Annotated in this window: 26 protein-coding genes; 17 read left to right on the top strand and 9 right to left on the bottom strand. The window is 68.9% G+C overall.

Going from position 1 to position 22,804, the window contains the following annotated elements:
• Window positions 1-6: 6 nt before the first annotated feature.
• Both Q1A98_RS09200 and Q1A98_RS09195 read right to left on the bottom strand, forming a co-directional pair.
• On the bottom strand, window positions 7-1,500 hold the full coding sequence (locus tag Q1A98_RS09200) for an AMP-binding protein (RefSeq protein ID WP_299572327.1): 1,494 nt from the start codon (window positions 1,498-1,500) through the stop codon (window positions 7-9).
• Between the two features lie 11 nt (window positions 1,501-1,511).
• On the bottom strand, window positions 1,512-1,808 hold the full coding sequence (locus Q1A98_RS09195) for a hypothetical protein (RefSeq protein WP_299572326.1): 297 nt from the start codon (window positions 1,806-1,808) through the stop codon (window positions 1,512-1,514).
• A 122-nt stretch (window positions 1,809-1,930) separates the two neighbouring features.
• On the opposite strand from Q1A98_RS09195, the gene Q1A98_RS09190 reads away from it, so the two are divergent.
• Complete coding sequence (locus Q1A98_RS09190; protein ID WP_299572325.1) at window positions 1,931-2,881, top strand: alpha/beta hydrolase; 951 nt, start codon at window positions 1,931-1,933, stop codon at window positions 2,879-2,881.
• Here Q1A98_RS09190 and Q1A98_RS09185 read toward each other — a convergent pair.
• A complete protein-coding gene (locus Q1A98_RS09185) occupies window positions 2,853-3,629 on the bottom strand; it encodes a TetR/AcrR family transcriptional regulator C-terminal domain-containing protein (RefSeq protein ID WP_299572324.1) in 777 nt (258 codons plus the stop codon). The genes Q1A98_RS09190 and Q1A98_RS09185 overlap by 29 nt on opposite strands.
• A gap of 60 nt (window positions 3,630-3,689) precedes the next feature.
• On the bottom strand, window positions 3,690-4,877 hold the full coding sequence (locus Q1A98_RS09180) for an amidohydrolase family protein (RefSeq protein WP_299572323.1): 1,188 nt from the start codon (window positions 4,875-4,877) through the stop codon (window positions 3,690-3,692).
• A gap of 283 nt (window positions 4,878-5,160) precedes the next feature.
• Between Q1A98_RS09180 and Q1A98_RS09175 the strand changes: the two genes are divergently transcribed.
• Window positions 5,161-5,709, top strand: coding sequence for a hypothetical protein (locus Q1A98_RS09175; RefSeq protein ID WP_299572322.1), 549 nt, complete (start codon window positions 5,161-5,163; stop codon window positions 5,707-5,709).
• A 51-nt stretch (window positions 5,710-5,760) separates the two neighbouring features.
• Here Q1A98_RS09175 and Q1A98_RS09170 read toward each other — a convergent pair whose 3' ends face one another.
• On the bottom strand, window positions 5,761-7,227 hold the full coding sequence (locus Q1A98_RS09170; RefSeq protein ID WP_299572321.1) for an MFS transporter: 1,467 nt from the start codon (window positions 7,225-7,227) through the stop codon (window positions 5,761-5,763).
• A gap of 199 nt (window positions 7,228-7,426) precedes the next feature.
• Here Q1A98_RS09170 and Q1A98_RS09165 point away from each other — a divergent pair, with 199 nt between their 5' ends.
• Window positions 7,427-8,086, top strand: coding sequence for a GPR1/FUN34/YaaH family transporter (locus Q1A98_RS09165; protein ID WP_299572320.1), 660 nt, complete (start codon window positions 7,427-7,429; stop codon window positions 8,084-8,086).
• 22 nt (window positions 8,087-8,108) lie between these two features.
• Here Q1A98_RS09165 and Q1A98_RS09160 read toward each other — a convergent pair whose 3' ends face one another.
• Window positions 8,109-8,831 (bottom strand): aquaporin, encoded by a 723-nt coding sequence (locus Q1A98_RS09160; RefSeq protein ID WP_299572318.1) that lies wholly within the window; start codon window positions 8,829-8,831, stop codon window positions 8,109-8,111.
• A 179-nt stretch (window positions 8,832-9,010) separates the two neighbouring features.
• Here Q1A98_RS09160 and Q1A98_RS09155 point away from each other — a divergent pair, with 179 nt between their 5' ends.
• Window positions 9,011-9,475: an SRPBCC family protein gene (locus Q1A98_RS09155; RefSeq protein ID WP_299572317.1), complete on the top strand. Its 465-nt coding sequence runs from the start codon at window positions 9,011-9,013 to the stop codon at window positions 9,473-9,475.
• A gap of 65 nt (window positions 9,476-9,540) precedes the next feature.
• Here Q1A98_RS09155 and Q1A98_RS09150 read toward each other — a convergent pair whose 3' ends face one another.
• Window positions 9,541-9,837 (bottom strand): DUF503 domain-containing protein, encoded by a 297-nt coding sequence (locus Q1A98_RS09150; protein ID WP_299572316.1) that lies wholly within the window; start codon window positions 9,835-9,837, stop codon window positions 9,541-9,543.
• Window positions 9,838-9,861: 24 nt separating this feature from the next.
• Window positions 9,862-10,470 carry an NAD(P)H-dependent oxidoreductase gene (locus tag Q1A98_RS09145; RefSeq protein ID WP_299572314.1) on the bottom strand — a complete coding sequence of 203 codons (609 nt, stop codon included), beginning with the start codon at window positions 10,468-10,470 and terminating at the stop codon, window positions 9,862-9,864.
• 85 nt (window positions 10,471-10,555) lie between these two features.
• Between Q1A98_RS09145 and Q1A98_RS09140 the strand changes: the two genes are divergently transcribed.
• The 11 genes from Q1A98_RS09140 to Q1A98_RS09090 all read left to right on the top strand — a co-directional run bounded on the left by Q1A98_RS09140 (window position 10,556) and on the right by Q1A98_RS09090 (window position 18,944).
• Window positions 10,556-11,182, top strand: coding sequence for a TetR/AcrR family transcriptional regulator (locus tag Q1A98_RS09140; protein ID WP_299572312.1), 627 nt, complete (start codon window positions 10,556-10,558; stop codon window positions 11,180-11,182).
• The gene (locus Q1A98_RS09135) at window positions 11,182-11,316 is read left to right on the top strand and encodes a hypothetical protein (protein ID WP_299572310.1); all 135 of its coding nucleotides are present in this window, start codon (window positions 11,182-11,184) and stop codon (window positions 11,314-11,316) included. The genes Q1A98_RS09140 and Q1A98_RS09135 overlap by 1 nt, the downstream gene beginning before the upstream one ends.
• 4 nt (window positions 11,317-11,320) lie before the next feature.
• Entirely contained in the window at window positions 11,321-12,358 is a 1,038-nt protein-coding gene (locus Q1A98_RS09130; RefSeq protein WP_299572308.1) for an LLM class flavin-dependent oxidoreductase, read from the top strand.
• 131 nt (window positions 12,359-12,489) lie between these two features.
• Window positions 12,490-13,002 carry a ferritin gene (locus tag Q1A98_RS09125; protein WP_366943403.1) on the top strand — a complete coding sequence of 171 codons (513 nt, stop codon included), beginning with the start codon at window positions 12,490-12,492 and terminating at the stop codon, window positions 13,000-13,002.
• 191 nt (window positions 13,003-13,193) lie between these two features.
• Window positions 13,194-13,808, top strand: coding sequence for a class I SAM-dependent methyltransferase (locus Q1A98_RS09120; protein WP_299572304.1), 615 nt, complete (start codon window positions 13,194-13,196; stop codon window positions 13,806-13,808).
• A gap of 7 nt (window positions 13,809-13,815) precedes the next feature.
• A complete protein-coding gene (locus Q1A98_RS09115) occupies window positions 13,816-14,352 on the top strand; it encodes an AAA family ATPase (protein WP_299572302.1) in 537 nt (178 codons plus the stop codon).
• 85 nt (window positions 14,353-14,437) lie between these two features.
• A complete protein-coding gene (gene folE / locus Q1A98_RS09110) occupies window positions 14,438-15,043 on the top strand; it encodes a GTP cyclohydrolase I FolE (RefSeq protein WP_299572300.1) in 606 nt (201 codons plus the stop codon).
• A gap of 27 nt (window positions 15,044-15,070) precedes the next feature.
• Entirely contained in the window at window positions 15,071-16,150 is a 1,080-nt protein-coding gene (locus tag Q1A98_RS09105) for a dihydrodipicolinate reductase (RefSeq protein WP_299572298.1), read from the top strand.
• A gap of 30 nt (window positions 16,151-16,180) precedes the next feature.
• Window positions 16,181-17,629, top strand: coding sequence for a glutaminase A (gene glsA / locus Q1A98_RS09100; protein ID WP_299572295.1), 1,449 nt, complete (start codon window positions 16,181-16,183; stop codon window positions 17,627-17,629).
• 122 nt (window positions 17,630-17,751) lie between these two features.
• A complete protein-coding gene (locus tag Q1A98_RS09095; protein ID WP_299572292.1) occupies window positions 17,752-18,486 on the top strand; it encodes a TMEM165/GDT1 family protein in 735 nt (244 codons plus the stop codon).
• 152 nt (window positions 18,487-18,638) lie between these two features.
• Entirely contained in the window at window positions 18,639-18,944 is a 306-nt protein-coding gene (locus Q1A98_RS09090) for a GlsB/YeaQ/YmgE family stress response membrane protein (protein ID WP_299572289.1), read from the top strand.
• A gap of 24 nt (window positions 18,945-18,968) precedes the next feature.
• Here Q1A98_RS09090 and Q1A98_RS09085 read toward each other — a convergent pair whose 3' ends face one another.
• On the bottom strand, window positions 18,969-20,426 hold the full coding sequence (locus Q1A98_RS09085) for an MFS transporter (protein WP_299572287.1): 1,458 nt from the start codon (window positions 20,424-20,426) through the stop codon (window positions 18,969-18,971).
• 149 nt (window positions 20,427-20,575) lie between these two features.
• Here Q1A98_RS09085 and Q1A98_RS09080 point away from each other — a divergent pair, with 149 nt between their 5' ends.
• Both Q1A98_RS09080 and Q1A98_RS09075 read left to right on the top strand, forming a co-directional pair.
• The gene (locus Q1A98_RS09080; RefSeq protein WP_299572285.1) at window positions 20,576-21,460 is read left to right on the top strand and encodes an oxygenase MpaB family protein; all 885 of its coding nucleotides are present in this window, start codon (window positions 20,576-20,578) and stop codon (window positions 21,458-21,460) included.
• Window positions 21,461-21,543: 83 nt separating this feature from the next.
• Entirely contained in the window at window positions 21,544-22,743 is a 1,200-nt protein-coding gene (locus Q1A98_RS09075; protein ID WP_299572282.1) for a cytochrome P450, read from the top strand.
• The last annotated feature ends 61 nt before the right edge of the window (window positions 22,744-22,804 follow it).

Below are 22,804 nucleotides of genomic sequence, written 5' to 3'. Positions count from 1 at the left end.
ACGGGTCTAGGAGGCCGGTGTCGCGACCAGCTTGACGAGTTCGCGCCGCAGCAGCTTGCCCGTGGCCGTCGTCGGCAGTTCCTCGACGAAGACGACGTCCGACGGCGTCTTCGATCCGCGCAGTCGGTCGCGGACCCACTGCCGCAGATCGGACGCCCCGGTCGTCGCGCCCGGGGTCAGCACGACGAACGCGGCGATCCGATGTCCCCACTCGTCGTCGGGCACGCCCGCCACGGCACACTCGTGCACCTCGGGGTGTCCGACGAGGACGTCCTCGATCTCGGCGGGGGCGATGTTCTCCCCGCCGCGGATGATCGTGTCGTCGGCACGGCCGTGGACGAAGAGATACCCGTCGGCGTCGAAGTGACCCAGGTCGCGGGTGTGGAACCACCCGTCGGCGTCGACCAGGCTGCCCTTCTCGGCGTACGCGCCCGCGATCTGGCCGCCACGGACGACGATGTCTCCCTCGACCCCGGGGGGACAGGGACGACCGTCCGGGTCGTGCACCTCGATGGTCACCTCGGGAAGCGGCTTGCCGACCGACGCCAACCGAGCGCGGACCTCGGGGACGTCGCTGCGCTGCGCGGTGCGGTGGTCGTCGGGTCCCAGGACCGCGATCGACGACGCCGTCTCGGTGAGGCCGTACCCGTTGACGAAACCGGTCTCGGGGAACAACTCGAGGGCGTTTGCCAGCACCGTCGGGGAGACCTTGGCGCCGCCGTAGGACAGCGTCCGGAGGGTGTCCGGGCCGTTCTCGCCGCGCGTCGTCAACTCGTCGACGATCCGCGCCAGCATCGTCGGCACCACCATCGCGTTGGTCACCGCCTGCGCACGTGCGATGTCGATCCAGGCGCCGGCGTCGAACTTGGTCAGGTAGACCAGTCGCCGTCCCGCGTAGAGGTTACTGAGCACGTTCGCCACGGCCGCGATGTGATAGGGCGGCACACTCACCAGGATCGAACTGTCCGGCGGAGCCGACGCGAACTCGACGGTGTTGATGATGTAGGAGGTGAGGTTCTCGTGGCGGAGCACGGCGGTCTTCGGAGCCGCTGTCGTGCCGCTCGTCATCAGCAACACCGCCGGCTCGTCGAACGCGGCGAACGGCAACGCCCGCGTGGGGGGCTCGGCGGCGACGGCGGTCGCGGCGGACCAGTCCTCGATCGACATGAACGAACCGTGCGAGGGTCGGTGGCCGTTCCCGATCACGAGGGGACGCGCCCGTCGACTCACGATCTCGTCGATCTGCTCGGAGGCCAACCGGAAGTTCATCGGCAGGAAGGGGATGCCGGCCCGGGCGGCGGCGAACAGGGTTACCGCGAAATCCGGCCCGTTGTCGGCGAGGTAGGCGACGGTGTCGACGCCGGCGTCGAGGAGCACATGGGCGCCGAGGGTGGCGCGGCGGTCGAGTTCGGCACCGGTCAGTCCGGACTCGACGTCACCGAGGAGGACACGGTCACCGCATCCGGCGGCGACGATGTCGAGCAGCATCGACAGGTTCACGGCCGACCCTCTCAGTCCGAGGCCGGGAGCGGCTTGGCCTCGCGCAGGGCGAGCTCACGCCCCGCGAACGCCAGCGGACCGGCACCCGGCTTGACGATGAGCACCTCGAGGCCCGTCGCCTCGTCGGTGTAGCGCTTGCCCATGGCGAGCTGCGGCGCGTCGGGATCGGTGACGTCACCGGCGGTGGCGTCCGGGCCCATCACGCCCCCGTGACACTGCAGTTCGCCGTCGACGTCCGGCCCGCGGACGACGATCACCTCCGCCGCGCTCGACGGGGTGCGAAGGTGGGTGCCGACCGACAGTGCCATGGCGCGACCTGCTTTCGTGACGGGGCCCGCCTCTCGCGAGCCCGATACTCAAAGCCATACTGTAAATCATTCGGTAAGCGCCCCGGACTCGGTGCGCTGCAAATTCTGCGAGGGATTCGCCTGTGACCCCGACATCGCCGTCGAACGACCACCTCGAGTCCGATCTGCACGCTGCCCGGACCCACGCCGCGTCCGAGTTCGCCCTGCTGCCCGAGACCGCGGAGGAGTTCGGCATCGCATGGGTCGACCCGGCCGTCGAACGTGTCGACGACGGGGAGATCAGCGCGGTGCGATGGGGGACGGGCGACGTCGACGTGGTGCTCCTGCACGGCGCGGGCCAGAACGCGCACACCTGGGACGCCGTTCTCCTCGCCCTGTCGGCGCGCGGCGAGGTCACCGCGATGGCGATCGACCTGCCGGGACACGGTCGATCGCCGTGGCGCGACGACCACGACTACGGCCCCGAGCGCAATGCGACCGCGGTCGGCGGGTTCCTGACCCGCGCCGGCGTCGATCCCCGAGTGGTCGTGGGGATGTCTCTGGGCGGGCTCACCGCGATCGCCCTCGGACGGGCAGGCACCCGGCAGGTCGGACGGGTCCTCGTCGACGTGACACCGTCGTCGGCGGAACGGGCTGCGTCGATGTCCCGTGAGTCCCGGGACGCCACGATCCTGATGGAGGGGCCGCGCGACTTCGCCTCGCTCGGCGAGATGGTCGACGCGACCCACGCCGCCTCGCCGACCCGGTCCCGGGCAGCGATCCGGCGCGGGGTGCTGCACAACGCGGCTCCCGGCGACGACGGGCGATGGCGCTGGCGCTACGACGTCCCGGCACGGTTCGACCCGACGTCACTCTGGGGAAGCGTGATCACCCCGGGCGTGCACACCACAGTCGTCCGCGGATCCCGTTCGGCCTTCGTCGACGAGGAGGACGTGGCGCGACTGCGCGCGGCGGACCCCACCGTCGACGTCATCGAGGTCGAGGACGCCGGGCACTCGGTGCAGGGGGATCAGCCGATCGCGCTCGCCGGCATCCTGCACGCGGTCATCGACCGGATTTCGCACCCGTCCTGATCAGGCTCTCGGCGCGGTCGAGGATCGCCTCCAGCGTGTACTCGAACACCGCGTCCTCGATCCCGTGGGTGGACCGGCCTGCCTCGGCAAGTCGCTGCGCGACCGGCGTGGACACGATGTCGGTCGGCGCGTCGACCCCTTCGGCGTCCCGCTGGACGGTCCGCAGGTACTGACCGATGGCGGCGCCACTGCTGTGCTCCGAGAGCGACATGTACACGGTGAGAGCGTCGTCCTGATCGAATCCGGCCTCGGCCATGGTCTGGACCATCGCCTCGAACTTCTCACCCGTCGCCGCCAGCGCGGCGGGGCTCACGGCCCGAGCGCGGAGCAGGATGAGTTCGACCAGCACGGGATGCGCACGGAATGTCTCACGCATCTTGTGGAAGTGGTTGCGCAGACTCGACTTCCAGTCCGCGCCCTCCACGAACGGTGTGACGAAGTGGTATTCGTCGCTCGCCCGCTGGGTCATGGCGTCCAGCAGTTCTTCCTTGCGTCGGAAGTACCAGTAGATGCTGGTGACGCCGACGTCGAGATGGCGGGCGAGCATGGGCATGCTCAGCTTCGCGAGCGTGACCTTCTCGGCCACCTCGAACGCCGCGGCGACGATGTCGTCGGCCGAGATCGATCCGCGAGGTCGTCGCGTCTTCTTCGGTGCCGACGCTGTCCGCGCTTCTGCCATCCGTCTCGTCTCCATCGTGCCGTCGCCGACGACCACCGCCGACCGGCCCGGCGACCGAGCCGAGCGCAAGGCCCTTACTGTAGTGCATTCAACACACGGTGCTGAAGGCCGCCTGCGCCCGGCTCGGCGTCACGCGATGCCGAAGAAGTTCTTCGCGTTCGTCGACAACACCTTCCGCTTGGTCTCCTCGTCGAGGCCCGCCGTCGCCTTGTTCGCGACCTCGGTGCTGTGCGGCCAGTTGGTGTCGTTGTGCGGGTAGTCCGTCTCGAACATGAGCTGGTCGGGTCCGACCAGATCGAGGATGCGGAAGGCGACCGGGTCGCCGAACGTGGAGAACCAGACCCGACCGGGGACCTGGCTGCTCGGCGGCTCGGTGAGCAGCGGGTGGATGCCACCCCACGCCCGACGGTCCTCCCACACCTCGTCGACACGCTGCAGGTAGTAGGGGATCCAGCCGGCCTGGGCCTCGGCGAACGCGATCTTGAGCTTCGGGAACTGCATCAGCTTCGCCGAGAACAGCCAGTCGACCAGGGCGATGGTGCAGTTCACCGCCATCAGGGCGCTGGTCACGACATGGGGCGCGTCGGGCGACGACTTGGTGAGCGAGGAGCTCGAGCCGATGTGCAGCATGATCCCGACGTCGTTGCGCTCACACGCGGCGAAGAACGGGTCCCAGTAGCCGCTGTGGATCGACGGCAGGTCGAGTCGTGCCGGGAGCTCGGAGAAACAGACCGCCTTCATGCCCTTCGCCGCGACGCGCTCCACCTCGGCCACCGCGAGCTGCACGTCCCACAGGGGGATGATCCCCAACGGGATGAGGCGACCGTTCGACGACGCTCCCCACTCGTCGATCTGGAAGTCGTTGTAGGCGCGGACACACAGCAGCGACAGGTCCTTATCCTTGGCGTGGAGGAACCGCTGACCGCAGAAGCGGACCAAGGTGTTCGGGAAACACGCCGACGCCTCGATACCGGCTACGTCCATGTCGGCGATCCGGTCCTCCGGGCGGTAGCACCCCGGGCGCATCTCCTCGTAGGTGATCGGGTCGGTCGAGAGCTCGTCGAGCTCGTATCCCACCGCCGCGCTGATGAGGGGGATCGGGATGATCGAGTCCTCGTAGTGCCAGATGTCCGCCTCGCGACCGTCCTCGGTGTCGATGAACGCGACGTCGGAGGTGACCGACGGGTCCATCAGTCCACGGTGTCGGACGATGTGGGGGCCGACATCCCTGTAGCGCGAGGGCAACCTGCTCGTCCACAGGTCGGCCGGCTCGACCAGGTGGTCGTCGGGCGACACGATCATGATGTCAGCGGTCACTGGACGCTCCTTCGACAGCCGCCTCCGACCCGCAGGCCGAGACGATGCTTACACGAATATGAGAATGGCGTTATCACTGTAGCGCAGCCGACCACTCAGGGCGTCTCGTCCGTGTGCCGCGACGCGACGACGACCTCGACTCGACCATCGGTGACGTCGTGGAGTCGACCCGGGTGACCGCCGCCCCGCCGCGACACCTCACCGGTCCGTGACCTCCAGGTTTCCGGCGGCCCCTTCCGGGTACCCGGCGATCTGATCGACCAGTTCCCACGAAAGCGAGATCATGGCACGCGCAACGATTTTCCATCAGCTTCACGACCTGGGCGGCGCCGCCTGGTTCGGCGGCACCCTCGCGAACGCGGTTGCGCTGAACCCCGCCTCGAAGAGCGCCGGAGACCAGGAGTCGGCCGGCGCGGTCGCGAACGCGGGGTGGGACCGGTGGACACCGGTCAACGCCGCGGCGATCGGCGCACACCTCGTCGGTGCGGCCGGGCTGCTGCGACACGACCTGGGGCGCGTTCGCGCTCAACAGGGAGTACCGACCATGGCGATCACCAAGACAGCGCTGACCGCCGCCGCTCTCGGTGTCACCGGGTGGGCGCGACTGCTCGGTAGCACCGTGTCCGACCACGGCGCCGTGGCGGCTGCCGGAGCGACCGAACCGAGCTCGGCGACACCGCCCGACGTCGCGTCGGCACAACGGATGCTCGCGCGACTGCAGTGGGTCATCCCTGCCCTCACGGGCGCGATCGTGGCGACGAGTGCCTTCGCGGCCGAGCAGTACCGTCCCGCGGAGGTCGGACGCGGCCTCCTGCAGCGGATAGCTGGATGAGACGCGTCGATCCCGCAGGCATCTCGCCTGCGGGATCGACAACCCTGTGAGTCAGGATTCGGACGGCACCTCACGCCGTGGCATCGCCTGCGCCGCAACGGCACCGGCGGTGATCAGCGCCATCATCACGACGAACGCCGCGCGATAGCCCGACTCGAGCCCGTCGGACGCGGACACCGAGGTGTAGACCGTGCCGACGACCGCGGCGCCGAGCGCCACCGACAGCGCCTGCGCCGTGGTGAACACGCCGGAGGCCGCACCGGCCAGCCGCACCGGGACGTCGTGCAGGACGAGCAGTCCCGACGAACCGACGATCGCGCCGAACCCGAGACCCGCGACCACCAGCGCGACCGCGAACCACACGCCCGGGTGCGTCGAACCCTCGGCCATGATCATCAGCCCCATCCCCGCGACCAGGACGACGCCGCCCAGCTGCAGGACGTGCTTGCCGAGGCGGTCGGCCAGAACCGTCGCCGCCAGCCCTGCCGAGACCGGCACGGCGAGGGAGAACGGGATCCACATCAGTCCGGTGTGCAGGACCGACCACCCGAGCGCCGCCTGGACGTGCAGCGACTGCACCAGGAAGTAGCCTCCCGTCGGCACCATGAGGAGCGCGAAGGCCCCGACTCCGCGAGCGAACGACGCCGACCCGAACAGCGCCGGCGGGACCATCGCCTCCACCCCCGACCGCGCGAGGACACTCTGGCGACGTGCGAACGCCGCGAGCCCGAGGACACCCAGCGCGATGACACCGAATCCCCACAGCGGCCAGTCGTTCTCGGGGCCGAGCGTGATCGGCAGCATCACGGCGACGAGCGATCCGGCCAGCAGCAGCGCCGAGCCCGCGGTGATGGGGGAGTGCCGGTCTGCGCGCGTCTCCGGGATGAACGCGAGTGCGGCGACGATCGCCGCCGCGGCCAGCGGGACGTTCACCAGGAAGATCGGCCGCCAGCTCAGGCCGAACCAGTCACCGCTGGTGATCACCGCGCCCAGCACGGGACCGACGACGGCGGCCAGACCGATCACCGACGTGAACAGACCCATGGCGCGGCCGCGTTCGGCCGGCGGGTAGAGGACCTGGATGTTGCTCAGCACCTGCGGGACCATCAGTGCAGCCGCAGCGCCCTGGACGAGTCGGAAGACCACCAACTCCACCGGCCCATCGGCCAACCCGCAGGCCAGTGACGCCGCGCCGAACGCGGCCAGTCCGATCACGAAGACCCGCCGTCGGCCGACGTTGTCACCCAGGCGGGCACCCAGGATCAGCCCGACCGCGTAGGCGAGGGGATAGCCCGCGACCACCCACTGCAGGCTCACGGGTGACACACCCAGATCGCGCTGCAGGGTGTTCAGCGCGACGTTGACCACCGTCGCGTCCATCAGCTCCATGAACGACGCTGCCAGCAGGCAGATCAGCGCGACGGTGCGGGCGCGGCCCACGGGGGAGCGTGTTGTCGTGGGCTGCGACGCCGGGCCGGCCGGGTCGTCGCGAACCGGGTCGATCGATGCTGTCGTCATCGGTTTCTCCTGTCGTGGTGTGGCGAACAGGGATGACGCTAGGAACGATTCAGGACAGGTTCGGTCCTCAGAGGAACGTCGTGGCTCGCGGCATCGTCACGGCGGGCGTGACGAGAGAACGGCTCGGGGTGATCGGAAGGCTCGGCTCGCGCGAGATCCGGCGCTAGCGTCAGCCACCTCCGACGAGCAGAAGGACCCCATGACCGCCATCTCCGATCGCCCGGCACCTCCGACAGCCGCAGTGACCGTTCCGCACGCAGACGACGCGGCTTCGTCGGGAGGGGTTCCGGAGCGCGAGGGCAATCCGGGCCTCGTCGCCCTGCCCCTGATCATCGCCGGAGCGGTGGGTCTCGGGTTCACGAACACGGGCGTGGTGCACAACGGCGCTGCCGCCGTGCCGATCCTGCTCTCGGCGACCTCCGTCGGCCTGCTGCTCGCGACCATCTGGGCGGCCGCGCTGCGGCAGAACGTCAACGCGACCGTCTACGCGATCTTCTTCGGCTTCTACGGCAGCTACGCGGTGCTGTCGATCGGTCTGACGCACAACTGGTTCGGGATCTCCGGCGGCGATGCCACGCAGACCACGGAGCTCTGGCTCGGCAGTTGGCTCCTGACGATCGGCCTGCTCACCGTCCTGACTCTCCGCCTCCCCTGGACCTACCCGGCGCTGCTCGGTGTCGTCGACATCGCGCTCGCGCTGCTGCTCGTGGGCACGGCCGCGGACAGCCGCGCGATCGTGCACGCGGGGGGCGTCGCGGTCTTCCTCTTCGTCGCGTTCGTCGTGTACTACTACGTCGCCGCCCTCTGGGAGGAGACCGGAGGCTCGGCGCTCCCGCTGGGTCGCCCGCTCGTCCGGTGATCGGACGGCGGGCGCCACGCGATCATGCCGCGACGGCCTCCTTGCGGCCGGAGATGAGCAGGTGCAGCACAGCGCCCACGGCACCGCCGACCAGCGGGAAGACGATGAAGACCCAGAGGTGGGCGAGTGCGGTGCCCCCCGCGAAGAGCGCCGGCCCGAGCGAGCGTGCCGGGTTGACCGACGTCGAGTCGATCCCGATGGCGATGAGGTGTGCGACGACGAGCGTCGCGCCGATGGCGACGCCGGCGCCTGCCGGGGTGGCGATCGAGTCGGTCGCCGCGAACACGACCAGCACCAGCACGGCCGTCAGGACGATCTCGATGACCGCCACCGGGAGCAGACCGTAACCGCCGGTCGACTGTGCGCCGTACCCGTTCGTCCCGAGACCGTCGACGTCGATCGAGTAGCCCGGTCGACCGGAGGCGACGAGGAGCACGATGGCGGCACCGACGATCGCGCCGACCACCTGTGCCACCACGTACCCGACCGCCTCGGTGGGTGAGATCCGGCGACGCAGAGCCATGGCGAGGGTGACGGCGGGGTTGACGTGGCAGCCCGAGATGGGCCCGATCGCGTAGACCAGCGCGGCCAGCGTCAGGCCGAAGGCCAGTGCGATGCCGAGGGTGCCGACTGTCTTCCCGGCGAGGACCGCTGTACCCACACCGCCGATGACCAGGACCGCAGTCCCGATCGCCTCGGCCAGGACGGGCGTCACGAGTCGGTTCCGGCTCTGCGTGTCTGTCATGGGATCCACCTGTTCCTCTCGTCCGAACGTCTTCCGGATCGACGATGTAGTCGCAGCACGCGTGCGGTTCAGCACGAAGAAGGGCCGTGTGATCTACATCACGCGTTCTCGGCGGTCCACATCGCCCGGTCCGGCCGACGTGATTGCCGCCTGTCGCAATCGCGGGCAGGGTGGGTTCCATGACCGACACCACGCACGTCACCGTCGAACGCACCATCGAGGCACCCGTGGACGCGATATTCGACGTCCTCTCCAACCCGGACCGTCATCAGGAACTCGACGGAGCGGGGTTCATCCGCGGCGTCGACCACGCCGACCGCATCCAGAAGGTCGGTGACGTGTTCACCATGAACATGGAGGGCGCCCACATGGGCGGCCAGTACCAGACCGACAACCACGTCACCGGCTACGCCAAGGACAAGCTGCTCGCGTGGAAGACGGCGCCGGCCGGCACCGAGCCCCCCGGATGGGAGTGGGTGTGGGAGTTGGAGTCCCAGGGCCCGAACGAGACCCTGGTGCGCCACACCTACGACTGGTCGAAGGTGGAGGACAAGAAGCTGCTCGAACAGGTCGGCTTCCCTTTGGTCACCGAACAGCAGCTCCAGGACACCCTCGGACGTCTCGCCGCCGCAGCCACGGCCTGACGCCACGCGTCGCACGCCCGTCCCCACCGATCGCGGGGGCGGGCGTTCCTCGTCTCGGGTCGATGTCAGATCTCGTCGGCGCGGACAAGCCGACGACGTACCGAGAGCAGCTGCAGTTCGGGGCGACTCGCCGCATGCCGTTCGATCTGGTCGAGGATCTCGGTGATGTGCGCGCTGTCGGGGGCGACCACCGACGCGCCGACCGTGGTACGGCGGTGCAGATCGAGATGGTCGACCTCAGCGGCCGAGACCGCGAACCGCCGTCGCATCTCGGAGACCACGGGACGCACCACCGACCGCTTCTCCTTGAGGGAGTGCACGTCACCGAGCAGGAAATCGACCTCTATCCATCCGATCCACATCGCGGACGACGCTACGCCGTCACCTCAGCGCAGCGCGAGATCGGCGGCGTCCGACCGGGCGTGGCGCCCGATGGCGTCGGCGATCTCCTGTGTCCGCGACGCGACGTCGGTCGCGGTCTCCGATCCGTGGACGGTGGCGACCACCCCGGTGACAGCGCCGCAGTAGCCGAGCACCCCCGTCTCGATCTGCGTCGACATCGCGGTGTCGTAACCGCGCCGGCGGAACCCGTCGGCGTCGTCGTCCGCCAGCATCACGAGATGGACGGTGAGGTGGCCCAACATGGCCCTGAACGGCGAGACACGATCGTCGAACGCCCAGCCGCGGATGAACACGCGGTCGACCCAGCCCTTCAGCAACGCCGGCATCGACCACCAGTAGACGGGGAACACCAGGACCAGGTCGTCGACCCCGTCGAGGCGATCCTGCTCGGCCCGCACGTCGTCGGGCAGCGGGGCGTCCTCTGCGTAACGGCGCCTGTCGGCCGGCGAGAACCGAGGGTCGAACCCCTCGGCCCAGAGGTCGGCGATCTCCGCGCTCACACCGCGATCCCGCAGAGCGGCGCGGATCCGCTCGGCCGCATGGTGGGTCAGGGAGTCCCGGTCGGGATGGGCTACGACGACGAGAGCGGTCATGACGGACGGTCCCTTCTGCGACTACCGTGTGGGTAAGTTACCAATAGTAGGTTACCGATGGTACACAGAATCGCAGGTGCGGCCGGTGGCCCGTGAACGCATGGCGCGTCAGGATCGGTTCGATCAGCTGGTGGCGATCGCATGGTCGATCGTCCGCGACCACGGCGCTGACGATCTGACGCTCGGCCGTCTGGCGACGGCCGCAGGGATCACCAAACCGGTTGTCTACAGCCACTTCCCGTCGAGAGACGCATTGCTCGTGGCCTTGTTCGAGGAGTACGACGAACGCCAGAACGCAGCACTCGCGGCCGCCGTCACGCGGGCGGGTTCGAGCGTTCGCGGTCGTGCGCGTGCCATCGCGGCGTCGTTCGTCGACTGCGTCGTGACCCAGGGGCGCGAACTCGTCGGCGTGGCCGCCGCGCTGGAGGGGACACCGGAACTCGCCCAGTTCAAGCGACGTTCCGACCTCGCGTACGCCGAGCAGCTCACCACCGTCCTGGGCGGTGCTCGCAACGGTGCGACGCTCACGCCGGCGGCGCTCACCGGGATGCTCGGAGCAGCCGAGGCCCTCGCAGCCGCCGCGGCGTCCGGCGACATGGACCGCGACACCGTCGTCGACGAACTCGCCGCGGTGATCGAGACGACGGTCGCGCGCTGCCGCCGGGCGGCGCGATCCGGCCCCGGGTCCTCCGTCGCGGACACAATGGTCTGATGACCGACGACACGACCGACCATCAGGACGACGACGACAAGCGTGAGCAGCCGGCACCGGGTCCCGCCGACCACGGTGGCAGTGGCGGGATGGCCACCCGTGAGCTCGACGACCACGACGACGAGACGGACTGAGCGGGTGCAGATCGGCATCGACAACTTCGTGTCGGCCGTCGTCGAGTACGACACCGGCCGCGAGATCGGAGCCCGTCAGCGGGTGGCCCACCTGCTCGAGGAGGTCGAGCTCGCCGACCGGTCGGGCGTCGACGTCTACGGGATCGGTGAGCATCACCGCGCCGAGTTCTACGACTCGGCGCCGACGATCCTCCTGGGTGCCGCCGCGGCGCGAACGGAGCGCATCCGGCTGACGAGTGCGGTGTCGGTGCTGTCCGCCGACGACCCCGTGCGGCTGCACCAGCAGTTCGCCACCATCGACCTGATCTCCGGGGGACGGGCCGAGATGGTCGTCGGCCGAGGGTCGTTCACCGAGGCGTTCCCGCTGTTCGGGCTCGACCTGCAGGACTACGACTCCCTCTTCGCCGCCAAACTCGACCTCCTGCTCCGGATCCGCGAGAACCCCGGGTCGGTCACGTGGAGTGGTCCGCACCGACCGTCGCTGAGCGGTCAGGGTGTCCACCCGCGGCCGGTGCAGGACCCGATCCCGATGTGGCTGGGTGTCGGTGGCAGCCCCGAGTCCTTCGTCCGCGCGGGCATGCTCGGCCTGCCGCTGATGGTCGCGATCATCGGTGGTGAGCCCCGTCGCTTCCGTCCGCTCGTGGATCTCTACCGGCAGGCGGGCGAGCGGTCGGGCTTCGATCCGTCGCAGCTGCCGGTCGGGGTGCACGCGCCCGGCCTCGTCGCCGACACCGACGACGAGGCGGTCGCGGCGGCCTACCCAGGGTGGGCCGACCTGTTCGGCCGGATCGGTCGGGAACGCGGGTTCGGGGCGCCCGGACGCGCCGAGTTCGACGCGATGGCCGGTCCGCACGGGGCGATGTTCGTCGGATCACCGCAGACCGTCGCGGAGAAGATCGCGCGCGTCTCCGATGACCTGGGTGGCCTCGCGCGACTCACCGTGCAGATGACCAACACCAAGCTGCCGCACGACGCGATGCTGCAGGGCATCGAACTGCTGGGTACGCAGGTGAGTCCTCGCGTCGACGCGCAGACGCACTAGGAAGGGTGCCGACCATTCCCTCCGTCGACGGCCGGCGGAATCCTCGTCCCCGTCCCCAATGGTCTTACTGTTGTGGTTTCGGGAAAGGTCACTGTCCGTGCGTCATACGACTACGCTCGCGATCCATGAGGATGAGCACGGCACTCGAAGCCGACTTCAATGCCCAGATCACACTGGAACTCGAGTCGGCTGTCGTCTACCGTCAGCTCGCCATCGAGATGGACATGCGCGACCTCCGGGGCATGGCCACCTGGCTCAGACGTCAGGCGGAAGAGGAGAACCGGCATGCCGAGAAGTTCATCGACCACCTCACCGACCGCGGGAACCATGCCGTGATCGGCACGATTCCGTCGCCCAGCGTGTCGGTTTCCAGTGTGCTCGAGTGCTTCGAGACGGCACGTGCCCACGAGGAGCGGGTCTCGACCGCGATTCGGTCGCTGTACCGCCAATCCGAGGCCACCGACGATCTGGACTCGCGACCCCTGCTGACGTGGTTTCTCACCGAACAGCTGGAAGAAGAGGCAAAAGTCGACGAGATTGTGGGGCGCGTCGGCATGATCGCGGGCGACGGCCCCGGCCTGCTGCGACTGGACGCAGAGATGAGTGCACGATCGACTGGGTCCGCGGACACCGATGCACGGTGACGATTGACGACGTGAGCGCGCGCGGTTCCGTCTCTCGGACCACCACACCGGAGTAGCGAGACGAGCCGGAAGCCGAATCGTTCGCCCGAGGACTGCAGGCCGATCAGTGCGATCGCAGCGTACGCGGGTCTCGGTCATAAGATCATTCGGTCGAGGCCGACGAGGTGCCTCTCGGTCTCAGGATGGGGCACATGGGCTTTCAGCAGTTGCAGGACATCGTCGACGACGCCCGCGCGAACGGGCAGTACGTCGAGGGCTCGGCGAGCGAGACCGAACTCGCCGCGCTGAGGACCCTGGCCGAGGCGCCGGGTATCCGTCGGGTCGTCGAGATCGGTTTCAACGCCGGCTTCTCCACCCACGCCTTCCTCAGCGCACATCCCGATGTCACCGTCACGTCCTTCGACCTGGGCGAGCACGCATACGGCTCGAGGGCGAAGGCCCAGATCGACGCGGACTTCCCCGGTCGGCACACCTTGATCATCGGTGACTCACTGTCGACCGTGCCGGAGTACGCGGACGCGCACCCGGGCGAGACGTTCGACCTCGTCTTCGTCGACGGTGGCCACACCTATGAGGTGGCGAGTGCCGACATCCGCAACATGGCACGTCTCTCCGACGGTGAGACCGTCCTGGTCATCGACGACCTCCTGCCGCACAGGCCGTGGGGCGAGGGCGTGATCCGCGCGTGGGACGAGGCGATCGAGACCGGTGTCGTCGTGCAGACGACGCTGTACGCCGACGGCGCCGAGGTCGACGTCGTCGGACCCGACGCTGCCCGCGCCTGGGCTGTCGGTCGCTACCTCTGAGCACCCCGTGGCGGGTCGAATAATCCTGGTCACCGGCGGCTCGTGCACGGGCAAGTCGACGGTTCGCCGCGAGCTCGAACGACGCGGCGTCCGGACCGTCGACGGCGATCGCGACCTCGCCTACCAGGGTGACCCGCAGACGGGTGAGCGGCTGCCGACGTCGGTGACCGCGCGGCCGCCCCACTGGCATCACCTGTGGGACGTGACCCGAGCGCGTGACCTCGCCGTCGCCGACGACGGCGACATCGTCGTCGTCTGCGGTGACGCCCGGAACCTCGACGAGGTCCTCGACGTGTTCGACGAGATCGTCGTGCTGCAGATCGACGAGACGACCCTGTGGCGCCGACTGGAGAGCCGCCCCGCCACCGAGTTCGGGGCGACACCCGGCGAACGCGACCTCGTCCTCCGACTCCATCGGGAACCCGACAGGTGGCCGAGCAGGTCCACCGTCATCGACGCGACCCGGCCGGTCGAGGACGTCGTCGACGACCTGCTCCGGACGACATCTGACGGGTCCGACCCCACCGAGGGCCGCCTACTGTAAGTGTTACGGTAAGCGCTCTCGTGGCGGCGTGATGGTCGTCCGGCGCGCACAACGGGGCGGGACCGTCCCGGGAGGACGGTGGGCAGTGACGACGACCGACGCGCGCGATCAGTCGGCCGTCGGCGGGTTCGACCAGCCTCGTGCCGAGGCCGCGGTCCGCGAACTGTTGCTCGCGATGGGGGAGGACCCCGAGCGCGACGGGTTGAAGGACACGCCCGCGCGGGTGGCGCGTGCCTACAAGGAGATGTTCGCCGGCCTCTGGGTGGATCCCGACGAGGTCCTCGCCACGACGTTCGACGTCGGGCACGACGAGTTGGTGCTGGTCAAGGACATCCCGATGTACTCGACCTGTGAGCACCATCTGGTGTCGTTCCACGGCGTGGCGCACGTCGGGTACATCCCGGGCGCCACGGGTCAGGTGACCGGGTTGTCGAAGCTGGCGCGGGTGGTGGACCTGTACGCCAAGCGCCCGCAGGTGCAGGAGCGGTTGACCACGCAGATCGCCGACGCCCTGGTCCGCAAGCTCGAGCCGCGCGGGGTGATCGTGGTGATCGAGGCCGAGCACCTGTGCATGGCGATGCGCGGCATCCGCAAACCCGGCGCGAGCACCACCACCTCCGCCGTGCGCGGCATCTTCCAGCAGAGCCCGCTGAGCCGCGGTGAGGCGATCCGACTCATCCAACGGCGCTGACACACGGAGACAAGGGAATTCGACGACATGAACTACTCGGTGGTGCACGCCGGAACCGGGATCACCGGGCGCGAGGCGCTGCGTGGACTCATCACGGACCCGGACCTCGACCTGACCGGGCTCGTGGTGTCGTCCGCGCGCAAGGTCGGCCGTGACGCCGGCAGCCTGTGTGGCCTCCCGGACACCGGCGTCACAGCCTCCGACGACTTCGACGCCGTCCTCGCCGCGAAGCCGGACTGCTTCTGCTACTGCCGATCTGCCGTCGGCCGTGAGGACGAGGCCTACGACGAGATCGCCACACTTCTGCGGGCGGGGATCAACGTCGTCACCATCGCGACCATCCCCATGGTCTACCCGCCCGCCGCGCCCGTTCAGTACCGCGAACAGCTCGCCGCGGCCTGCGACGAGGGTGGTTCCACCTTCTACGCCTCGGGGTGTGAGCCCGGCGTGGTCAGCATGCACCTGCCGGTCACCCTCTTCGCGGGAGCCGGACGCGTCGACTCGTACCGGATGGACGAATACGCGGTCGGGATGGATCGGGCGTACCCGCTGTGGGACGTCCTCCACGAGTCCATGGGGTTCGGGAAACCCGACGGCCACGTGCCCGCCCGGATCGCCTCGGGCAAGGTGCGTCACGACTGGGAGCCCGTCGTCCGATACGTGGCCGACATCCTCGGCGTCCAGCTCGACTCCGTCGAGCTGGATTGGGAGACGATCCTCGCCACCACGGACCAGCCCACCGCACTGGAGACGATCCCGCAGGGAACCGTCAACGGGCATCGGTGGCAGCTCGCCGGCGTGGTCGGCGGAGAGCCGGTCGTGTCGGTCCAGTACTTCGCGACCGTCTCGACCACTCCCTGGCCCGACGCCTGGCCCGCCCCCGAGGGCGACGCGGCCATGGTGCATCGCATCGTCGGCCGACCCAGCTTGCGACTGCAGATGTGTTTCGACCAGGGCCCCGACGAGAAGTCGGTCCCGTCGTTGTCGTTCACCGCGCAGGCGATCGTGAACGCCATCCCTCATGTCGTGGACAGCGCACCCGGACTGCTCGAGCCCGTCCTCGGCCGCGCCGTGGCTACGCGGCAGGGCCGACGCCACGCACCCTGAGACACCCGACGACGCGGTCGGTCTGCTGTGATGGCGGCTGTGACATCGGTGGTCGAGCAGTACCTCGCACGGATCGAGTCCGGCTGCGTCCCTCTCCACGAGGGTGCTGTCGCCGACTACATCCCGGAGCTCGCCTCCGTCGACCCGGACCGGTTCGCGCTGTCGTTGGTGGTCCATGACGGACACATCTATTCGGCCGGCGACACGACCACCGAGTTCACGATCCAGTCGATCTCGAAAGCGTTGACCTACGCGCTGGTGTTGGCCGAGTACGGGGTGCAGCTCGTCGACTCCCACATCGGCGTGGAACCGTCGGGTGAGGCGTTCAACGAGGTCAGCGTCGACACGTCGTCGCGGCACCCGCGCAACCCCATGATCAACGCCGGCGCCCTCACCGCGGCGGCTCTGCTCATTAGGCCTGAGACCCTGCCGGATCGGCCGACCTCACGCGAGGAGTGGGCACCGCACCTCGACGCCGCGTTCGCCCGCATCCTCGACTTCTACTCGGGGTGCGCGGGCCGACGACTGTCCATGGACGACGCCGTCTACCGCTCGGAGATGGCCACCGGCTCACGCAACCGCGCGATCGCGTACATGCTGGAGAGTTTCGGTGTCTTCCCCTCCCACCCTCAGGCAGCGGTGGATCTCTATGTGCGACAGTGCTCGATCCGCGTGACCACCGACGACCTGGCCGTCATCGGGTCGACGTTCGCCAACGGGGGAGTCAATCCCCGGACCGGTCGACGGATGATCGAGGGCGACGTGGTGCGACGCGTCCTGAGCGTGATGACGACGTGCGGCATGTACGACGGCGCGGGGGACTGGGTGACGACGGTCGGCCTGCCCGCGAAGAGCGGCGTCGGCGGCGGCATCCTGGCGGTGCTTCCGGGGCAGCTGGGTATCGGCGTGTTCTCGCCACGCCTGGACCAGCACGGCAACTCGGTGCGCGGCGTGCGTGCATGCCGTCTGTTGTCCGACGATCTCGGCCTCCACATGTTCACAGTCGCTCGCGAGAGCAGGGTGACCATCCGATCCGTCTTCGACGGTCGGGAGTGGGAACCGAGCACCCGAGACCGTACCGCCCGCGAGGCAGGGTTCCTGCGCGCCCATCGTGACCGCATCCGCGTCCTGCAACTGCAGGGCGACCTCACCTTCTCCGGGGTGGAGAGCGTCGTCCGCCGGGTCGAATCGCTGGGCGACCGCGCGGATGTCGTCGTGTTCGACATGAGTCGCGTCGGGACCGTGGACGAGGTGTCCCGGCGGCTGCTGATCGGACTCATGCGCCTGCGGGCCGGGGACGGCACCGGCTGGGTCGTGATCGACCCGGATGCGGCCCTGGATCCGCCCGATCGTCACGGGACCGCAGCCGCACCCGCGCCTCGCGACGACCGGCTCGACGCCCGGGTCCGCATCGCGACCTCGGTGCCGGAGGCCACCGCCGCAGCCGAGGATCTCCTCCTCGCGACGGCGCAACTCTGACGCCTGACCTGCGGACACCGCCGAGTTCGGTTCTCCGAACTCATTTCTTCCGAGCCTGCGCAGCGGTTTGTACGGAATGAGGAACTGTTGCACTTACCGTAAGGGTTTCCTAACCTCATCTCATGTTCACCGCCCTGCTGATCAGTTTCGGCGTCGTCTTCGTCGCCGAACTCGGCGACAAGTCTCAGCTGATGGCGATGACCTACGCCCTGCGCTACCGCTGGTGGGTCGTGCTCGCCGGCATCACCATCGCCACCACCGCCGTACACGCCGTCTCCGTCGTCGTCGGCCACTTCCTGGGCCTGTCGATCCCGACCGACCTCATCTCGATCGTCGGTGGCCTCGCGATGCTCGTCTTCGCGATCTGGACCATCCGCGGTGACGAACTCGACGCCGACGAACAGAACAAGGCCTCCCGCACCAGCACCTCGGTGCTGCTGGCCGTCATGTCGTCGTTCTTCCTCGCCGAACTCGGCGACAAGACCATGCTCGCCACCATCACCCTGTCCACCGACCACAACTGGCTCGGCGTCTGGATCGGCTCCACCGTCGGCATGGTCCTCGCCGACGCACTGGCCATCGTCGTCGGCATGGCACTGGGCAAGAAACTGCCCGAACGCACCATCGCCCTCGGCGCCGCAGCCCTGTTCCTCGCCTTCGCAGCCTGGCTGCTCACCGAAGGCATCACCGCGGCACAGAGCACGCCGATCACGATCGGGACCGTCGTCGCAGCCGTCGTCATCAGCGTGGTGGGCATCCGGATCATCGCCGTCACACGCCGTCGGCGCGACGAGATGGCCCACCTGGCGGCGCCGACCGACCTCGCGCCCCACCACACCGCCGACAGGCACGACTGACGGCCCGCGCGTTCGCGCGCACCGGGACCATCGGACGACGTTTCACGCGGCCGCACACCGGGTAGATCATGCGGAGCAAACCGTACATTTCACCCGCGTGCCTGCCTCGAGCCATGCAGGCGTGCGACCGTCACGCAAAGGACGTTCCCTTCATGAGCACCACCGCAGCAGCAGTCGAGGTCTTGGCCGCGCGATCGACCACCACCACCAGCGTCGGCATCATCGGCTACATCATCATCGGCGGTCTCGCCGGGTGGATCGCCAGCAAGATCATGGGCACCGACAAGCAGATGGGGATCGGCCTCAACATCGTCGTCGGTGTGATCGGCGCGTTCCTCGGCGGATTCCTGCTCAGCTTCGCGTTCGACACCGCAAGTGGAGGATGGTTCTTCACGTTCCTCACCGCCCTGCTGGGGGCGGTCATCCTGCTGTTCATCGTGAAACTCGTTCGCCGGTAGGCGAATCGTAGGCCGCCGGGGCGGTCACTCCTCGACAGTGCGCGAGTCGGTGAGGGTGAGCGCCCCGACGGCAGCGATGACGCCGACCACGACGGCCAGCACCGCGTAGGTGATGCGCTCGCCGTGGTAGAACGCGTCGACGAGCGTCGAACTCCATGTGCCGGGCGGCAGTTGCGCGGTCACGAGTACCGCGATGGCGGTTCCGACGACGGCGGTACCGACGCTGGTCCCGACCTCCTGGGCGGTGTCGTTGAGCGCCGTGCCCATCGACGTGCGGTTGGCGGGCATCGCGTCGACGAGCGCGACGGCGCAGATGGTCATCACGGTCCGCAGCCCGATGGTCATCAGGACCATCGACGCGGCGATCACCGCATAGCCGTGGGACACACCCCACGACAGTCCCGCCAGAGACGCCGCAAGGAAGCCGGCTCCGATCAGGCAGGCGATCCGGTGCCCGAACCGCGCGACGAGCTTCTCCGAGAGCGGTGACGCGAGCAGCATCGTCACGATGATGGGGAGGTTGGCCAGTCCGGCGCGTACCGGACTCCACCCGTAGGCGTACTGGAAGTGCAGGATGAGGCCGAACATCACAGCGGCCATCGCGATCGACGTGCCGACTTGCGCGATCGCGGCGCCGCGTACGGTGCCGTTCGAGAAGAGCGTGAGATCGAGCATCGGTGTTGCACTGCGCCGTTCGTGCCATCCGAACGCGACGGCGGTGGAGATCGCACCGACGATCGACAGCACGGTGATCGGCGCCGTCCAGCCGTTGTCGACGCCGCTCGTCAGCGACCAGCACGCCAGCCCGATCGCGACGATGCTGAGCAGAGCCCCGGGGAAATCCAGCCTGTCGGCAGTGAGACCGTCACGGCTGTCCGCGGTGACGCCGTAGCGCACGCCGAGACCGGCGATCAGCGCGATGGGGGCGTTGACGACGAGGAGCCACTCCCACCGGACGTGCGCCAGTGCGGTTCCTCCGAGCAGGGGCCCGAGGACGAAGCCGGCCATGCCGACGGTGATCATCACGGTCATCGCGCGCATGCGCAGCGTCTTGTCATCGAAGAGCCGGAAGACGAGCGAGTTCGTGATCGGGGCCATCGCGGCGGCGGCCACGCCGAGCGCTGCTCGCAACGCGATCAACTCGCCCGTCGAGTCGACGGCGAGCACCATCAGGCTGATCAGACCGAACGCGGCGAGACCCACCAACAGCACACGACGCCGACCGAACCGATCGGCGACGGAACCGGCGGTGAGCAACAACCCACCGAAGGTGAGCGAGTAGGCACCGGTGACCCACTGCAGGTCGGTGGTGCCGCCGCCCAAGGCGCGACCGATGGTCGGCAGGGCGATGGACAGCAATGTGTTGTCGACCATCTCGACGAAGAACGCGAGGCAGAGCGCGGCGAGGGGGATCCACGCCGCGGACAGCGACGTGTAGGTACGGGTGGCGGTCTCGGGGGACGCGGCCGGGGCGAGACTCATGGTGTCTCCTCTCGGGTCGGGGTTCGAGTCAGGACGCTAGAAAGCGCCGCTGTCGTCGCCCTGTCAGGCGCTGTCGTCCCGCTGTCGTCGGCGCGGCGATGGGGTCGTGAGGAAGTCGGGCCCACGCGGAGGAGGCGCAGACTGGATGGATGACCCCGTTCGGATCGGTCCAGCAGCGTGTCGGCGAGATGATCTTCGACCGCGTCGCCGGCGACGAGGGACCCGCGCGTCGCGATCGGATCCACCTGACTCCCGGTCCGCGCCGCTTTGCGCCAAGCTCCGCGATCTACCGGGTGCACAGCGACGCAGCGATGTTCGTCGGCGGCATGCGCGCTCTGCTGCTGCAGTCGTTGCACCCGTTGGCCATGGCCGCCGTGGACGAACACTCGGGGTATCGCGGTGACCCGTGGGGTCGCCTGCAGAGGACCAGCACGTTCCTCGCGGAGACGACCTTCGGGACCATCGAGGATGCGGACCGCGCCATCCGGATCGTCCGCGCGGTGCACAAGCGGATCACCGGGGTCGCTCCGGACGGGCGACCGTACGCAGCGTCCGACCCCCACCTGCTCCGCTGGGTGCACGTGGCGGAGATCGACAGCTTCCTGCGCGCGCACGATCGGTACGGTGCGCATCCGCTCGACGCGGCGGGCCGGGACGAGTACGTCCGCCAGACCGCGTTTGTCGCACGGGGCCTGGGCGCCACGGACGTACCCGAGTCGGTGGCCGAGCTCGACGCCGCGCTCTTGTCCTACCGTCACGAGTTGCGGGGGACCACGGCTGCCCGGCGCACGGCCCGGTTCATCCTGCTGACCCCGCCGATCCCGATCGCCCTACGGCCGGCGTACGGCCTGCTGTCGTCCGTCGCGGTGTCGATGATGCCGTGGTGGACACGGTTCCCTCTGCGCCTGCCTTACCTCCCGGTGACCGAGGCGACCGCCGTCCGTGCCGGTGGCATCGCGATGACCACGGCCATCCGCTGGGCGCTGGGCTCCGGCGAGGTCGGAGCAGCAGAGCAGCAGGCACTCCAGACCTGACCGACAGGCGGCACGAACCCGCCTCGTTGACACCGATGGACACCCTAGGTGAAGATTTCGTCATCTATGACGGAGGTGTCCAGTTGAGAATCCCCACCGCAGCGCGCACGGGGCGTCGCGTGTATCGAGGCGCGCCCGTCGTCGACGTCGACCTCTACGGCGATCACGCCGTCGACAACTCCCAGGAGGTCTACCGCCTGATCCGCGACAGCGGACCGGTGGTGTGGCTCCCACGTCATCGGGTGTTCGCGATGGGACGCTTCGACGACGTGCGGGCGGCGCTCCGCGATGACGCGACGTACCGCAGCGGCAAGGGCGTCGCGGCCAACCCGGTCGCGAACACGCTGGGGCACTTCACGACCCTGGCCAGCGACGGCGACACCCACATGAAGCGGCGCATGATCCTGATGCAGTCGCTGACCTCCCGCGCGATCCGGCCGTCGCTGCCGACGCTCGAGCGCGAGGCGGCCGCGACCGTCGACCGACTGTTGACCCGCGACACCTTCGACGGCGTCGCGGACTTCGCCACCCGCCTCCCCGTCCAGGCCGTCGCCGAACTCGTCGGGGTGCGGGTCACCCCCGAGCAGATGCTGACATGGGGGAGAGCGACATTCGACGGCCTGGGACCGACGAACGGGCGGGCGGTGCGGTCGATCCGGGGCTCGATGGGCCTGTTCCTGTACACGGTGAAGCTCGACCGCAGGCACGTCACGCCGGACGGCTGGGCGTCGACGGTGCTCGACGCAGCCGACCGCGGGGAGATCAGCCGTGTCGAGGCGAAGAACATGATCATCGACTTCGTCGCACCCAGTCTCGACACGACGATCCTGTCGACCGGCCGGCTGCTCTGGAGCCTCGGTCGCGACCCGGCGGCATGGGATCAGATCCGGCGTGAGCCCGACCTGATCCCGACGGCAGTCGTCGAGGCCGTGCGGCTGGCGTCGCCAGTACGGGCGTTCACCCGATCGGTCACCACGGAGACGACGGTGGGTGACGTCCGGCTGCGCCCCGGAGATCGGGTGGCACTGCTGTTCGCGGCCGCGAACAGCGACGAGCGGCACTTCGACGACCCCGAGACGTTCTCCCTCCTCCCGCGTGGAGGGAACGTCGGGTGGGGCCACGGCGTCCACACCTGCGTCGGCATGCAGCTCGCGAAGCTCGAGATGCAGACCCTCCTGCACGCCATGGTCGAGAGGGTCGAGCGGATCACGGTGAGCGATCCGGTACCCCTCCGCAACAACTGCCTGCAGGGTCTCGAGTCGTTCCGCGCGTCGTTCGCGTGACCTCTGATCATCCTCTTGACTGACACTGTCGTCGTGAGTGACGATATCGTCAGAAAGTAGG

Source organism: uncultured Williamsia sp. (genome assembly GCF_947494875.1).
Classification (GTDB): domain Bacteria; phylum Actinomycetota; class Actinomycetes; order Mycobacteriales; family Mycobacteriaceae; genus Williamsia_A.
The sequence above is the reverse complement of the archived record's forward strand: the minus strand, read 5'-3'. Positions and strand labels throughout refer to the sequence as shown.